This is a genomic window from Novosphingobium kunmingense, from assembly GCF_002813245.1.
In the GTDB taxonomy this organism is placed as follows: domain Bacteria; phylum Pseudomonadota; class Alphaproteobacteria; order Sphingomonadales; family Sphingomonadaceae; genus Novosphingobium; species Novosphingobium kunmingense.
The window spans coordinates 14,877-29,448 of sequence record NZ_PHUF01000002.1; the positions used below are offsets into that span (position 1 = coordinate 14,877).

The following is a 14,572-nucleotide window of genomic DNA, read 5'->3' on the forward strand; positions in this document are numbered from 1 at the left end:
ATGCGACCTTGCGCCGCCGTGCCGCGGTGCCCATCTTCCCACATGAAGCGGGTGTCCACCCCTTGAACCTTGCGAACAAATATGGAACACATCGCGCGCCATGTCGCTATCGAAAATCGTCGTCCGGGGCGCCCGGGAACACAACCTCAAGGGCTTCGACGTCGAGCTGCCGCGCGACGCGCTGATCGTGATCACCGGGCTGTCGGGTTCCGGCAAGTCCAGCCTCGCGTTCGACACGATCTATGCCGAAGGGCAGCGGCGCTATGTTGAATCGCTCAGCGCCTATGCGCGCCAGTTCCTGGAAATGATGCAGAAGCCGGATGTCGAGCATATCGACGGTCTGTCGCCCGCCATCTCGATCGAACAGAAGACCACCAGCCGCAACCCGCGCTCCACCGTCGCCACGGTGACCGAGATATACGACTACATGCGCCTGCTGTGGGCGCGGGTCGGCGTGCCGTACAGCCCCGCCACCGGCCTGCCGATCGAGGCGCAGACGGTGTCGAACATGGTCGACCGGGTGATGGCCCTGCCCGAGGGCACGCGCGCCTATCTGCTGGCCCCGGTGGTGCGCGGCCGCAAGGGCGAATACCGCAAGGAACTCGCCGAGTGGCAGAAGGCCGGCTACACCCGCGTGCGCATCGACGGCGAATTCTATGCGATCGAAGACGCGCCCGCGCTCGACAAGAAGTACAAGCACGACATCGAGGTCGTGGTCGACCGGATTGCGGTCCGCGAAGGCATGGAAACGCGATTGGCCGACAGTTTCGAACAGGCGCTCAAGCTGGCTGACGGCCTTGCCTACATCGACCTGGCCGATGGCGTCGTTCCGGGGCGCGAGGAGGAGGAAACCGGCGGCGCGATGAAGGGCGCAGGGCTCCCCGCCAACCGCATCGTGTTCAGCGAAAAGTTCGCGTGTCCGGTCTCCGGCTTCACGCTCGAAAGCCTGGAGCCGCGGCTGTTCTCGTTCAACGCGCCGATGGGGGCCTGCCCGGCCTGCGACGGGCTGGGCGAAAAGCTGCTGTTCGATCCGCAGCTGGTCGTGCCGAACGAGCATCTCTCCCTCAAGCAGGGGGCGATCGTCCCCTGGGCGAAGAGCAACCCGCCGTCGCCCTATTACATGCAGGTGCTGGCCAGCCTGGCCAAGGAATACGGCTTCAGCCTCGAAACCCCGTGGGACGAGCTGCCCGGCGAGGTGAAGCTGATCGTACTCCACGGCACGGGGGGCAAGGCGGTGCCGCTGACCTTCATCGACGGGAAGAAGAGCTACACGGTCAAGAAGGCGTTCGAAGGGGTGATCGGCAACTTGAGCCGCCGGATGCTGCAAACCGAAAGCGCCTGGATGCGCGAGGAGCTGGGCAAGTTCCAGACCGCGCAGCCGTGCGAGGTGTGCGAGGGCAAGCGCCTCAAGCCCGAGGCGCTGAGCGTCAAGGTCGCCGGGGCGGACATTTCCAGCGTCACCCGCCTGTCGGTCGCCGCGGCGGTGGACTGGTACGGCAAGCTCGACGCGCAGCTGACCGACCAGCAGCGCCAGATCGCCCGCGCCATCCTGAAGGAAATCAACGAGCGGCTGGGCTTCCTCAACAACGTCGGCCTCGATTACCTCAACCTCGACCGGACCAGCGGCACCCTGTCGGGCGGGGAAAGCCAGCGCATCCGCCTTGCCAGCCAGATCGGCTCGGGCCTGTCGGGCGTGCTCTACGTGCTCGACGAACCCTCCATCGGCCTCCACCAGCGCGACAACGACATGCTGCTCGCCACGCTGAAGCGGCTGCGCGACCTCGGCAACACGGTGATCGTGGTCGAGCATGACGAGGACGCGATCCGCACCGCCGATCACGTGGTCGATCTCGGCCCCGGCGCGGGCGTCCACGGGGGCGAGATCGTCGCCCAGGGCACGCTGAAGGACATCCTCAAGGCCAAGGACAGCCTCACCGGCCAGTACCTGTCGGGCAAGCGCAAGATCGAGGTGCCGGCCAAGCGCCGCAAGGGCAACGGCCACCACATCACCGTCCACGGCGCGCGGGCCAACAACCTCAAGAACGTGACCGCGAAGATTCCGCTCGGCACCTTCACCTGCATCACCGGCGTGTCGGGCAGTGGCAAAAGCTCGCTCACCCTCGATACGCTCTATGCCGGGGCGGCGCGTACGCTCAACGGCGCGCGGGTCGTCGCCGGGCCGCACGACAAGATCACCGGCCTCGAAATGTGCGACAAGGTGATCGAGATCGACCAGTCGCCGATCGGCCGCACGCCCCGAAGCAACCCCGCCACCTACACCGGCGCCTTCACCCAGATCCGGGACTGGTTCGCCGGCCTGCCCGAAGCCCAGGCGCGCGGGTACAAGCCGGGGCGCTTCTCGTTCAACGTCAAGGGCGGGCGGTGCGAGGCGTGCCAGGGCGACGGCCTCATCAAGATCGAGATGCACTTCCTCCCCGATGTCTACGTGACCTGCGAGGAATGCGGCGGCAAGCGCTACAACCGCGAAACGCTGGAGGTGAAGTTCAAGGGCCACTCGATCGCCGACGTGCTCGACATGACGATCGAGGACGCGGAAGAGTTCTTCAAGGCCGTCCCCCCGATCCGCGACAAGATGCACATGCTGAACGAGGTCGGCCTCGGCTACGTCAAGGTCGGCCAGCAGGCGACCACCCTCTCTGGCGGCGAGGCGCAGCGCGTGAAACTGGCCAAGGAACTCAGCCGCCGCTCAACCGGCCAGACCCTCTACATCCTCGATGAACCGACCACCGGCCTCCACTTCGAAGACGTGCGCAAACTCCTCGAAGTGCTGCAGCGGCTGGTCGACCAGGGCAATTCGGTGGTGGTGATCGAACACAACCTCGACGTGATCAAGGTCGCCGACTGGATTGTTGACCTCGGCCCGGAGGGCGGGGTGCGCGGGGGAGAGGTGATTGCCGAGGGGACGCCGGAGCAGGTGGTGAAGGAGCCGCGGTCGTTTACCGGGACGTATCTGGCTCCGCTGCTCGACCGGTAATCACAGCCTGCCCCAGCATAGGCAGGGGTGCCGAAGGGCGTTCTGCAAGGCGTCGAGTGCAACGCGGAGAACTTCATTGACGGCTATATGACGCCGTTCTTCAGCAAGTAGCTGGAATAAGGTCGGCCTTTAGCCTGGTTCGGGTTGGAGGGGTTTCTGCCGAGCAAGTGGGATTGATGCGGTATGACTCGGTAGAGTTTTTGAAGTGCATCCTTCGTCGGCGCGCTCACGTTCGAATCGATCTACCGAATAGAAAAAATTGCGAATTACGAGGGCGTCGATTTTCCTATTTAGTTGATATATTCGATCAGAGCCATAAGATCGATATTACGCAACCCTAGAGCCCTGAAGGTTAAAAATGACTGGGAAGTTCCACTATTTCGTTTGGCCGGAATTGGTCTTTGGAATTGCCGGGCCGATCGGGATAAAAATCGACGAAATATGCGAGTCCCTAAAGGAGGCTCTAAATAATGTTGAATATAAGTCTCGACTCATAAAAATAACATCTGAAATAAGTGACGTTGAATCGAGCGTTCAGAAGCCAGACGGGCCGAGCTTCTATAATTTAATGAAATACAAAATGGATCATGCAAGTGAAATCTGTCGTGAGGCGGACGATCCTAGCAGGTTGATGCACTATGCGTTAAAGGCGATTAAGAGGGAAAGATCTGATCCTCAGCTTGATGATTTACCACTTGTAGATGTTGAGCCAATATTTGACCCGAATGAAATTTTAGATAAATATGATTCGGCGGATGAGGCAGATAAATATAAATTCAAGCATAAGGTTGCCTACATTATAAGGCAAATCAAAAGACCTGAGGAGATTCAGTTCCTGAGAACTGTATACGGCAAACAGTTTATTCTTATATCTGCATATGGATCTGAATATGACAGACGAAATATTCTCGAAGAAAAGTTAAGAGAATCGCTTCCTGTGTCTATATCTTCTCTAGAATTGCGAAGCCAAGTAGAGGATTTAATATTACGCGATATGCATGAGGGAGCGGATGCTCATGGGCAGCATTTGCGCGACTCATATTATCAGGCTGATGCATTTGTTGATGGAATTGATCGATCCAAGATGGATGCGGGTATAGGACGGCTTGTAAAGGCGCTGTTTGGAGCGACCGATGTGGCCCCGACGAAATCAGAGTTTGGTTTGTTTTTAGCTAGCACAGCGGCTTTGAGGTCGTCGGATCTGTCTCGGCAAGTGGGTGCTGCAATTCTCACAGAGAATGGCGAACTAGTTTCTCAGGGTTGTAATGAGGTACCGAAAGCGTTTGGTGGAACTTATTGGGATGGGGAATTGCCGGACTTCAGGGATGTCAAACTCGGATATGATCCAAATGACATAAAAAAAGACGAGGTAATAAGAGATTTAATCGAGCGCCTTGAAGATGCTGGACTTCTGTCGCCGAAGATTAAAGAATTATCACCCGATATGATGGGTATCGTAAAAAAATTGACGAGCAAAGACCAGTTAACTGATGGAACAGGCGCGTTGAGAGATGCTGTAGCGTTAGATATTACTGAATACGGGCGTGTCGTTCATGCCGAGATGAATGCAATTTGTGAGGCTAGCAGACTTGGTCACAAAGTGGGGGATAGTATATTATATTGCACAACTTTCCCGTGTCATAACTGCACAAAGCATATAATATCCTCCGGAATTAGAAGAGTTATTTATCTAGAGCCTTATCCAAAAAGCAAGGCAAGAGAGTTGTTTAAGAATGAGATTTCAATAGAGTCAGAAGAAGAGGGTAAAGTCGTTTTTGTACCTTTCATGGGCATTGCTCCTAGCTTGTTCAGGCAAGTTTTTGCTAAGGGTAAAAGGAAGAAGGACGGGAAAGCATTGCGGTGGCTTGCACAAGAAGGTGCTGCTCCGATGGTACATGTCACACTTCCATCGTATGTTCTTTTTGAGGATGCAGCGACTAAGAATCTAAATTGACTATTGATTTTCTTAGCGATCGAGCAAATTTACGGATATTTCCTACAACCCCAAAATCTGCAAAATGATCGGTTTCCCTTCGCAGGAGACCGATCATGGACGACGCAGCGGATGGCCGTTTCGGGCTGACCTTTTCCCACAGTGACAGCACCGGCGCGGCGGCGGAGGCCGATGTGATCCTTCCGCCGCTGGTTCCCACGCGGGCGCGGGCCGATGGGTGGACGCCGCAGCGGCAGCGGGATTTTCTGGAGGCGCTGGCCTCGTGCGGTTCGGTCGGCGCGGCGGCGCGGCGGGTGGGGATGAGCCGGGAGAGCGCCTATGCCCTGCGGCGGCGGGCCGATGCGCGCGGCTTTGCCCAGGCGTGGGACGCGGCGCGGCTGCTCGCCGCCGAGCACCTGGTCGACCTCGCCTGGGACCGCGCGGTGGAGGGCGAGCTGCGCCCGCTGGTCTGGCACGGCGAAGTGGTGGGCGAGGTGCGCCATTATGACAACCGCCTGCTGCTGGGGCTGATCGCGCAGAACCGGAAAGTGCTGGTCGAGCAGGGGCTGGTGGCTCCGCCAGAGGTGACCGCGGCGGTGGCGCTGGACTGGGAGGCGGCACTGGAGCGGGCCGAGCGGGGCGAGGCGTTGGAGGCGGACGCCCTCGGGCAGGATCAGGGTGAGCGGGCTCTTGGGCCGGCTCAGGATGAGCGAGAGCAGGAGGACGTGCCGCCGCCTCTGCCCGAGGAGCGCGACCTTGACGGCGAGGTGATGGACGAGGCGCAGCAGCTCGAAGTCGGGCTCTACCGCTTTCACCATGCCCCGGACGGGGAGAGCCTACTGACCAACTGGCCCGCGTCCGAGGGCTTTTGCGGCCAGTGGTACCGCGTGGCCTCGGACGAGGCGGAGGCCGAGCCGATCGCCCGCGATCCCGCCGATCCTGCCATGGCCGACGACGGCGAGGAGTGGCCCGGGCTGGAAGAGGCGTTCCGCGCGCTGCTGCCTGCGGAGGCGGAAGGAATCGCCCGCATGGACGCGGCGCGCGCGGCGGCGCAGGCGGCGCGGCTGGCGCTCTATGCCCGCTCGGCCTGCGGGCTGACCACGGCGGCGGAGGAAGCCAGCCTGCGCGCCGCCAACCCGGGCGGCTGCTGGCCGCGCTGACGCGGGGGTGGGCGCGTCTTGGGCAGGGCGCTTTTTCCCCGATTGCACCCTGTCAGGTTTGTGAACTTCCGCGCCGCCTACGCCCGCCCCTTGGCAGGGCGGGGCGCGGCACCTAGACCGGCGGGATGAGGCGGGCGGCACTTCTCAGGCGCAGCGAGCAGGGGGGCGAGGACCCGGCCTATCTGCGCGGGCAGCTGATCACCTGCATCGGCAACAAGCGCCGTCTGCTGCCGCTGATCGAGGCGGGGCTGGTGGCGGCGCGTGACCGGCTGGGGGGTGGGCCGATGTCGGTCGCCGACCTGTTCACCGGATCGGGCGTGGTCGCCCGCATGGCGCGGGCCCATGCCAGCCGCCTGGTGGTGAACGACCTCGAACCCTATGCGGCGGTGACGGCGCGCTGTTACCAGGCGGACCCTGCCGGGGTGGACCGGGCGGCGCTGGCCGACGAACTGGCGCGGGTGGAGCGGGCGGCGGCGCGCAGCCTGGCCCCCGGCTTCATCGCCGAGCTTTACGCCCCGGCCGACGATCATGCGATCCGTCCCGGCGAACGCGCGTTCTACACCCGCGCCAACGCGGTGTTCCTCGACACCTTCTGCAAGGTGCTGGACGATACGCCGGAGGAGCTGCGCCCCTTCGTGCTCGCCCCGGTGCTGGCCCAGGCATCGGTCCACGCCAACACCGCCGGGGTGTTCAAGGGGTTCTACAAGAACCGCGACGGGGTGGGGCAGTTCGGCGGCCGGGGCGCCAACGCGCTCGGCCGGATCCTGCGCCCCATCGCGGTGGAGGCCCCGGTGCTGAGCCGCCTGTCCTGCCCGGTCGAGGTGCATCGCCGCGATGCGGGCGACCTGGTGCACGAGATCGGGGAGGTGGACCTGGCCTACCTCGACCCGCCGTACAACCAGCATCCCTACGGCTCGAACTACTTCATGCTGAACCTGCTGTGCGAATACCGCCGCCCCGCCGCGATCAGCCGCGTGTCCGGCATTCCCAAGGCGTGGAACCGCAGCGCCTACAACCGCGAGGCGACCGCCGAAGCCGCGCTGGCCGCCCTGCTGCGTAACGTGAAGGCGAAGATGGTGCTGCTGTCGTACAATTCGGAAGGCTTCATTCCGCACGAACGGCTGCTGGCCATGCTGGCCGAGGTGGGCGAGGTGAGCGTGATGGACGCGCGCTACAACACCTTCCGCGGCAGCCGCAACCTGTCTGCCCGCGACGTGCACGTGACGGAATACCTGTACCTGGTGGACAAGCGGTAGCGGGCCGTTGTCGCAAGCTGACCGCGGATGCGGTCAGCGCGCCTACATCGCCGAGATACCGCCGTCGATCTTGAGTTCGGCGCCGGTCACGAACCGGCTCTCGTCGCTGGCGAGGTAGAGCACGCCATAGGCGATGTCGTCGGGGTGGCCGACGCGCTTCAAGGGGATCTGGCGCGCGAGCTTGTCCATGATCACGTCCTTGGCCTTGCCGGTGCTAGCGACCATGCCATCGAGGATCGGGGTGTCGATGAAGGTCGGGTGGACCGAGTTGCAGCGGATGTCCCAGCCCATCTTGGCGCAGTACAGCGCGACCGATTTCGACAGCATCCACACCGCCGCCTTGCTGGCGTTGTAGCCGGGCATGGTGTCGCTGGCGATCAAGCCGGCGATCGAGCTGATGTTGACGATCGAGCCGGGCTGGCTGTCCTTCATCAGGCCCAGCGCCTTCTGGCAGCCGAGAAAAACCGAATCGACGTTGACCGCAAAGCCGCGGTGCCAGTCGTCCAGCGTCGCCGTCTCGATATTGCCGCGCACGCCGATGCCGGCGTTGTTGACCAGGATCGACAGCCCGCCAAAGGCGTCGCGGGCTAGCTCAACCGCAGCCTCCCACTGTGCCGGCTGGGTCACGTCGAGGTGGCAGGCGAGGGCATGGGCGGCGCCGAATTCCTCGTTCAGCGCGTTGGCGACATTGGTGGCCAGTTCGTCGTTGATGTCGGCCAGCAGCACCTGCGCGCCTTCGCGGCACAGCATCCGCGCCTGCGCCGCGCCAAGCCCCTGCGCCGCCCCGGTGACCAACGCCTTCTTCCCTGCGACCCGTCCTGCCATCCTCTTATCCTTCCATGATCCGGTTGCCGAGCAGCATCAGAAGGCGCACATCGATGCCGAGCCCGCGTGCGCGCGATGCGGCGATGAAATCCTCGATCCCGTCAAGTGGGACACGGTGGACCACGATGTCCTCGCCGTCCACCCCTCCGCCGGGGCCGACCTGTTCGAGGTCGTGCGCGCGCAGCAGGGTGAAGCTTTCGGTGACCATGCCCGGCGAGGAATAGAACTCGCCCAGCACCTCCATCCGCCCGGCGCGGTAGCCGGTCTCCTCTTCCAGCTCGCGCGCGGCGGCACCGGCCGCGTCCTCGTCCTCGCCGTGGTCGCCGATCAGGCCGGCGGGAAACTCGATGCAGGGGCGGCCCAGCGGCACGCGGAACTGCTCGACCAGGATCACGTGGTTGTCGGCGTCGACGGCCAGGATCACCGCAGCCTTGATGCCGCGCGTACGGCTGACGTACTCCCACTTGCCGCGGATCTTGGCGGCGATGAACTTGCCGGCCCAGACGGTCGTTTCGGGTTCGTCGGTCATGGCTGGGATCAGACCTCGATCAGGCGGTCGGGCAATTCGTTGCTGTCGTCGTCGGCACGGGGCAGGTGCAAGGCAAGCACCTCGCCGACCTTGGTGACGGCTGCGGCCATGCCGGCGGCGATCCGGCCGGCGCGCAGTTCGACCAGCATGGCGGCCATGGCTTCGCCCCAGACTTCGGGCGAAACCTTGCTGGCGATGGCTTCATCCGCGACGATCTCGGCGCGATGTTCAGCCAGGCTGAGGTAGACGAGTATGCCGGTGCGGCCCGTGGTGCGCCGTTCGGCCCCGACGCGGAACAGCGTGACGGCGCGGGCGCGCACGCGCGGGTTGCTGACGAAACGCGGGATCAGGAACAGCCGCAGCGGGCGCCACAGTTGCAGCACCAGCATGCCGACGAACTTGGCCATGGCGATGCAGGCGGCCAGCACCAGCGCCTGCTGCGGGGTCCATTCGTGCGACCAATGGCCGAGAAGGCGGTCGATCACGCCGAGGTAGAACGTGGGCAGAAGCGATACGACCATCAGCGCGGTCATCGCCGCCAGAGCCGACCAGGCCAGCGCGACGTCGAAATAGTCGTCCGACTGGCCCGAAACGATCGTCACGATCTCGCCCGAGCTCTTGCGTTCGGCCGCCTCGACCGCGGACGATATCAGCGCGTGATCGGCATCCGTCAGCTTTTGCGTCGGTCCAGCCATCACCAGTCCCCCGAGGCGCCGCCGCCGTCAAAGCCGCCGCCGCCGCCGCCGAAGCCGCCGAAGCCGCCGTCGTCGGACCCGCCGCTCCAACCGCCAGAACTGCTGCCATGACGCATCGCTTCGCTAATGCCCCACAGCACAATGCCGGGATCGATCCCACTGCGGTGATAGCCTCGGCGACGTCCCAGGCGGCCAAAGAAACCGATTAGAACGACGAACACGACCAGCCATATGAAAACGCTAGCTGCGCCCCCGGAAGGCGAACTGCGCTGCGCGCGCTGCGCAGCGGCCGCGTCGGCCGCCTCAGCCACTGCCTTGGCATCGACCGGGTCACGGTCGAGCTGGGCGATAATAGCGTCGACGCCTGCGACGATACCGCCCGCGTAGTCGTTTTCCTTGAAGCGCGGGGTCACGGTGTTGCGAAGCGTTTCGCCGACGAACCCGTCGGTTAGACGGCCCTGCGCGCCGACCGAAGTCTGGATACGGACCTTGCGCTCGGTCGGCGCGACAAGGAAAAGCACGCCTTCCTGGCTTTCCGCCCCGCCGATGCCCCAAGCCCGGGCGAGATCTTGCGCATAGCGTTCGGGAACCTGCCCATCGAGTGAGGGGACTGTAGCGATGATGATCGCTCTGCCGGTTGCCCTGTTGTAGGCACGCAACTTCTTATCTAGCGCGCTTTTCGGCTCATCAGGCAGGATAGCCGCGGCGTCGAGGATCGGGCCGTCCGGGCGCGCGGGCAGCTCGGCCCTGGCGGCCGTACCGGCGAAAGCCAGCAACAGCGCCATCAGGGCGAGCAGCAGACGCACGGGAGCCTGCAGGGAGGAAACGAGCCTCATGGCCGTTCCTTCCGACCGCGTCAGTTGGCTGCGGCGGACGAGGCCGGCGCTGCAGCGTTATCGTTGGCTCCTGCAGCCTTGGGTGCGGGCGCCATGTCGAAGTCCACCTTGGGCGCGTTTGCGGCACCGGCGTCGGCGGTGAAGGCCTGCTTCGGCTTGGCACCGTAGAAGATCTTGGCGCCGATCGCGTCCGGGAATGTGCGGATCGTGGTGTTGTAGTTTTGCACGGCCGCGTTGTAATCGCGTCGGGCTTCGTTAATTCGGTTCTCGGTTCCGGCCAATTCGTCCATCAGTTGGCCGAAACGGGCCTGGCTTTGCAGCTGAGGATAGTTCTCGACCACGGTGCGCAACTGGCCCAGCGCCTGGGTGAGCTGGTTCTGCGCGGCCTGGAACTTTTCGAACGTCGCCGGATCCGACAGGTCGTCGGTGGTGATGTTGATCGAGGTCGCGGCGGCGCGGGCGTTGGTGACGTTGGTCAGGATCGTGGTTTCCGATGCTGCGGCGCCCTTGGCGGTCGCGACCAGGTTGGGCACGAGATCGGCGCGGCGCTGGTACTGGCTTTCGACGTCACCCCACTTGGCGTTGACGTTCTCCTCGGCAGTGGGGACCGAGTTGATGCCGCAACCGGCCAGCGAGGAGGCGGCCAGCGCGACCACGATGGTGCGGGGCAGGATGCTCGAAAAACGGTGGGCCATCAGGTGTTCCTCTTCTCCGGCGGCAGCCGTGCCGCATGGTCCAGCAAATGTAATGCACTGTTTGACCTGCGCAAGACAGTTCGCAAAAATTCGACCGATCATGTGGTTGTCGCTGGTGCTGGCCTGTGTCACCTAGCGCATGGGATCGGCTTGAAGAGGGGATTTGACCATGTCCATGATGTCAGAGTTCAAGGAGTTCATCGCCCGGGGGAACGTGCTCGACCTGGCCGTCGGCGTGATCATCGGCGCGGCTTTCGGCAAGATCGTGACCTCCCTGACCGAGGACCTGATCATGCCGCTGGTCGGCAAGGTTTTCGGCGGACTCGATTTCACGAGCAAGTATGTCGTGCTGAGCGGGGACGTCGCGCCCGGCACGCCGCTCGACGCCGCCCGCAAGGCAGGGGCCAACGTCCTGGCCTATGGCAGTTTCGTGACTGCCCTGATCAACTTCCTGATCCTGGCCTGGGTTATCTTCCTGATCGTCAAGGCCGCTAACCGCGCCATGCCGCGCAAGGATGCTGCCCCGGCCGGACCGAGCGAGATCGAACTGCTGACCGAAATCCGCGATTCGCTGCGCAAGTGATTGAAAAGCGGGCGCTTGCCGTAGCGCCCCTTTTCTTTTGATTGCACCCGCCCTATATCGGGCCTGCCGGTTTCGGCCGGCTATGGTGATAAATTGCGGCGTGCAATAGGCACAGCGGACCCGGGGGCAGTACCCGGCGGCTCCACCACCTCTCTCGTTGTCGCGGGGGAAATGACGGGGCCGAACCAGGATCGACGTGTGTTGAAAAGCGTTGTTTTCACCCGGGCTGAGTAACCCGTTCAAGGCTCAAAACTCACAAGTGCCAACGACAACGAAGCACTTGCTCTCGCCGCGTAACCTGACGGCCTAACGGCCTGATCTTACAAAGCGAAAGCACGGTTCGGACCGAACCGGGTAACAGAATCGGAAACCGGGCGTCCGGGGGTACGTAGCAACAGAAACCCCCACTTCATTCCCAGGCAGATCAGAACACCGTTTCGGGCTTGTCCCGGACGCGCTTTTCGTGGGCGATGCAATCGAAGATCTTGGCGCCGGCCAGGAACACCGAGCCCGTGCAGGCGGCCATCAGCAGCCATCCGCCAACGCCTGGAAACGCATCGAGATAGACCTTGCCGCGTTCGATCGCTCCCAGGCCCAGCGCATAGATGATCAGGCACGCCTCGAAGCGGGTCTTTATCACAAACAGGCGGCCGATCTTCTTCAACATGGCGTTCACGTCCTCTGGCAGCCATCGTAGCAACGATCATGCCAGCATCGGGCACCCGCGCAAGACGGTGGTTAACGCTCCGGCAACTGTAAATCTTAGCGACAGCGTGGGGCGCAAAGCTCGGAAAGATCGAGAGATTCGAGCAGCGCGTCGCGCGCGGTGTTAACCTTGTCGGCCAGATCGGGATCGCCCAGATCGGCCGGAGCAATCGCTTCGGGCCAGTAGGCGGCGATGATCGTCTCGATCCGTTCGGCCTTCGCCGCATCGAGCAGAAAACGCGGGTCGACATGGTCCGGTTCCGCCACCACGCGCAGGCGCAGGCAGGCGGGGCCGCCGCCATTGGCCATCGACTGGCGCACATCGACTGGCAGGACCTGGCGGATCGGGCCGTTGGAGGCGAGCATCGCGTCGAGCCAGGCATGGACCCGCGGATGCTGCCAGGCTTCGAGCGGAATGACCAACGCCATGTCGCCGGCCGGCAAGGTCAGCAACTGCGCGTTGAACAGGTAGGAAGCAATGGCATCGGCCAGGCTGACCGCCTCTGCCGGAACGATAACGATCTCTGCCTCGGGCAGGGCGGAGCGGATCGCGGCATAGGTCCCATCGGGATCGGCGAAGGCGAGTTCGTGGGTGAACAGCACGCGCTCGTTTGCGACGGCAACAACGTCGTTGTGGAACGCGCCGGCGGCGATCGCGTCGGGGTTCTGCTCGGCGAACAGGGTCCGCGCCGGGTCGAGGCCGTGAAGCCGCGCCACCGCACGGCTCGCCTGTTCGTGCTGGCGAGCGGGAAAGGCGCCGCCGCTGCGGCCGTAGACGAAGATCTCGATCCCCGGTTCGCCATGCCGCGCGCACATGCGCATGTGGTTGGCCGCGCCCTCGTCGCCGAAGCATGGCGGTACCGGGTCGTGCACCGCAAAATGCGCCGCACTAGCGAAGGCAACCCGCAACTGAGCAAGCGTGTCGGGCCACTCCTGCGAGCGGTGGGGCATCGTCAACAGGTTGGCGACTGTCAGGTGGCAGCGCCCGTCGGCGCTATCGGCGGCCGGCGAGACGGTGGCGGCGTTGGCGGTCCACATCGAACTTGCCGACCAGGCCGCGGCGAGCAATCGCCGATCCTCGCTGCCGTCGGCGCCCAGCGCGGCAAGGAAGCCGGAATTGGGGCGAGGCAAGGGCAGGAAGAAGCCCTGGGTAAGTCCCAGCGCCATGTTGTGGCGCATCTTGGCCAGGCCTTGCAGCGCCGCCGCGCGCGGGTACGAGGTGTCGCCGGCATGAGCCGTGGCCGCCAGATTGCCGAGGCTGAGCCCGGCATAGTTGTGGCTGGGGCCGACGATGCCATCGAAGTTGATTTCCTGAACAGCCATGGTCACCACCTTGCCACGTGCGAAACGGTCATGCCGGGTTCGACGCCGAGTGCCTGGGCACAAACGGGGTCGATCGCCACTCCTTCGTCGCGCTGGTCGACCCAGCCATAGGCAACGCGGAACTCGGCCATGCGGCCGACCGAAACCAGGCGTCGCTCGGCGCCAGAGTGTTCGTCTACACCCTCATCGACCGCGACTACGGACGCGTCTGCGGCTTCCTTGATCGAGCGGATCTGGTCGGTGCGCGCCGACAGGGTCGGTCCGCCGTCGAAGATGTCGACGTACTTCTCCCAAGCGAACCCTTCGTTCTCGAGCATCCGCATGGCGGCGCGCCCGGTCGGGTGTGGTACGCCGATCACGGCGCGGGCCTGTTCGGTCAGCATCGCGATATAGACCGGATGCTTGGGCATCAGGTCGGCGATGAACTGGTTGCCGTGCTTGGCGTTGAATTCGTCGGCATCCTGGAAGTTCATGCCGAAGAAGCGGCCCGCGACGCCGTCCCAGAACGGCGATCCGCCGGCTTCGTCGATCACGCCGCGCAGCTCGGCAAAGGTCTTGTCGGCAAAGCGCGCACGGTGATTGCGGATGAACAGATAGCGGCTGCGCGCCAGCAGCATCCCGAGCCCGCCCGACCTTTCGCCGGGATGGAGGAACAGGCCGCCCACTTCGGAGCAGCCCTCCATGTCGGTCGACAGGTTGAGGATGTCGGCGCGGAAGGTGCGGCCAAGCTCCTCGCTGTGCTGGGTCAGCGAGCCGATGCGGTAGGAATAGAACGGATACTTGAGGCCAACGGCCGAAAATACCTGGCAGGTGCCGCGCACGTCGCCGGTGGCGGTGTCCTCCAGCATGAAGACGAACATGTCGTCGCTGATGTCGTCGCCCTCGCGGGCGAAGGCGGTGGCGGCCCGCTCCAGCTTGGCGGTCAGCGCCTTGCGATCGGGGGGCAGGTTGGTGAAACCGCCCCCGGTGCTTTTCGCCATGTCGTAGAGGTGCTGCAGGTCCGCCTCGGTGGCGGCGCGGATCACGTGGGTCACGTA

General features: G+C 63.7%; 13 protein-coding genes and 1 other RNA gene. 6 read left to right on the top strand and 8 right to left on the bottom strand.

From position 1 onward, the window contains the following. Window positions 1-100: 100 nt before the first annotated feature. From uvrA to B0I00_RS00090, 4 genes are all read left to right on the top strand, one after another. Window positions 101-2,995: an excinuclease ABC subunit UvrA gene (gene uvrA / locus B0I00_RS00075; RefSeq protein ID WP_100865352.1), complete on the top strand. Its 2,895-nt coding sequence runs from the start codon at window positions 101-103 to the stop codon at window positions 2,993-2,995. Window positions 2,996-3,353: 358 nt separating this feature from the next. Beyond that, window positions 3,354-4,949 (top strand): anti-phage dCTP deaminase, encoded by a 1,596-nt coding sequence (locus B0I00_RS00080; protein WP_100865353.1) that lies wholly within the window; start codon window positions 3,354-3,356, stop codon window positions 4,947-4,949. A gap of 299 nt (window positions 4,950-5,248) precedes the next feature. Continuing rightward, window positions 5,249-6,088, top strand: a complete 840-nt coding sequence (locus B0I00_RS00085; protein ID WP_157812436.1) for a hypothetical protein — start codon at window positions 5,249-5,251, stop codon at window positions 6,086-6,088. A gap of 125 nt (window positions 6,089-6,213) precedes the next feature. Beyond that, window positions 6,214-7,344 (top strand): DNA adenine methylase, encoded by a 1,131-nt coding sequence (locus tag B0I00_RS00090; protein ID WP_100865355.1) that lies wholly within the window; start codon window positions 6,214-6,216, stop codon window positions 7,342-7,344. Window positions 7,345-7,386: 42 nt separating this feature from the next. On the opposite strand, the gene B0I00_RS00095 is transcribed toward B0I00_RS00090, so the two are convergent. From B0I00_RS00095 to B0I00_RS00115, 5 genes are read right to left on the bottom strand one after another with little or no spacing between them, the layout of a single operon-like run. Continuing rightward, on the bottom strand, window positions 7,387-8,169 hold the full coding sequence (locus tag B0I00_RS00095) for an SDR family oxidoreductase (RefSeq protein WP_100865356.1): 783 nt from the start codon (window positions 8,167-8,169) through the stop codon (window positions 7,387-7,389). Between the two features lie 4 nt (window positions 8,170-8,173). Next, window positions 8,174-8,698, bottom strand: a complete 525-nt coding sequence (locus B0I00_RS00100; protein WP_100865357.1) for an NUDIX hydrolase — start codon at window positions 8,696-8,698, stop codon at window positions 8,174-8,176. Window positions 8,699-8,706: 8 nt separating this feature from the next. After that, a complete protein-coding gene (locus tag B0I00_RS00105) occupies window positions 8,707-9,393 on the bottom strand; it encodes a TPM domain-containing protein (protein WP_100865358.1) in 687 nt (228 codons plus the stop codon). After that, complete coding sequence (locus B0I00_RS00110; RefSeq protein WP_232730049.1) at window positions 9,393-10,229, bottom strand: TPM domain-containing protein; 837 nt, start codon at window positions 10,227-10,229, stop codon at window positions 9,393-9,395. The genes B0I00_RS00105 and B0I00_RS00110 overlap by 1 nt, the downstream gene beginning before the upstream one ends. Window positions 10,230-10,249: 20 nt before the next feature. Continuing rightward, window positions 10,250-10,924 (bottom strand): LemA family protein, encoded by a 675-nt coding sequence (locus tag B0I00_RS00115; RefSeq protein WP_100865359.1) that lies wholly within the window; start codon window positions 10,922-10,924, stop codon window positions 10,250-10,252. Window positions 10,925-11,099: 175 nt separating this feature from the next. Between B0I00_RS00115 and mscL the strand changes: the two genes are divergently transcribed. After that, window positions 11,100-11,507, top strand: a complete 408-nt coding sequence (gene mscL, locus B0I00_RS00120; protein ID WP_100866396.1) for a large conductance mechanosensitive channel protein MscL — start codon at window positions 11,100-11,102, stop codon at window positions 11,505-11,507. Between the two features lie 26 nt (window positions 11,508-11,533). After that, window positions 11,534-11,879, top strand: a transfer-messenger RNA (tmRNA) gene (gene ssrA, locus B0I00_RS00125). A 52-nt stretch (window positions 11,880-11,931) separates the two neighbouring features. Here ssrA and B0I00_RS00130 read toward each other — a convergent pair. The 3 genes from B0I00_RS00130 to B0I00_RS00140 form a co-directional block, all read right to left on the bottom strand. Then, entirely contained in the window at window positions 11,932-12,174 is a 243-nt protein-coding gene (locus tag B0I00_RS00130) for a hypothetical protein (protein ID WP_100865360.1), read from the bottom strand. Window positions 12,175-12,269: 95 nt separating this feature from the next. After that, the gene (locus B0I00_RS00135) at window positions 12,270-13,535 is read right to left on the bottom strand and encodes an N-succinylarginine dihydrolase (protein WP_100865361.1); all 1,266 of its coding nucleotides are present in this window, start codon (window positions 13,533-13,535) and stop codon (window positions 12,270-12,272) included. A 2-nt stretch (window positions 13,536-13,537) separates the two neighbouring features. Next, a complete protein-coding gene (locus B0I00_RS00140) occupies window positions 13,538-14,569 on the bottom strand; it encodes an arginine N-succinyltransferase (protein WP_100865362.1) in 1,032 nt (343 codons plus the stop codon). Between the last annotated feature and the right edge of the window lie 3 nt (window positions 14,570-14,572).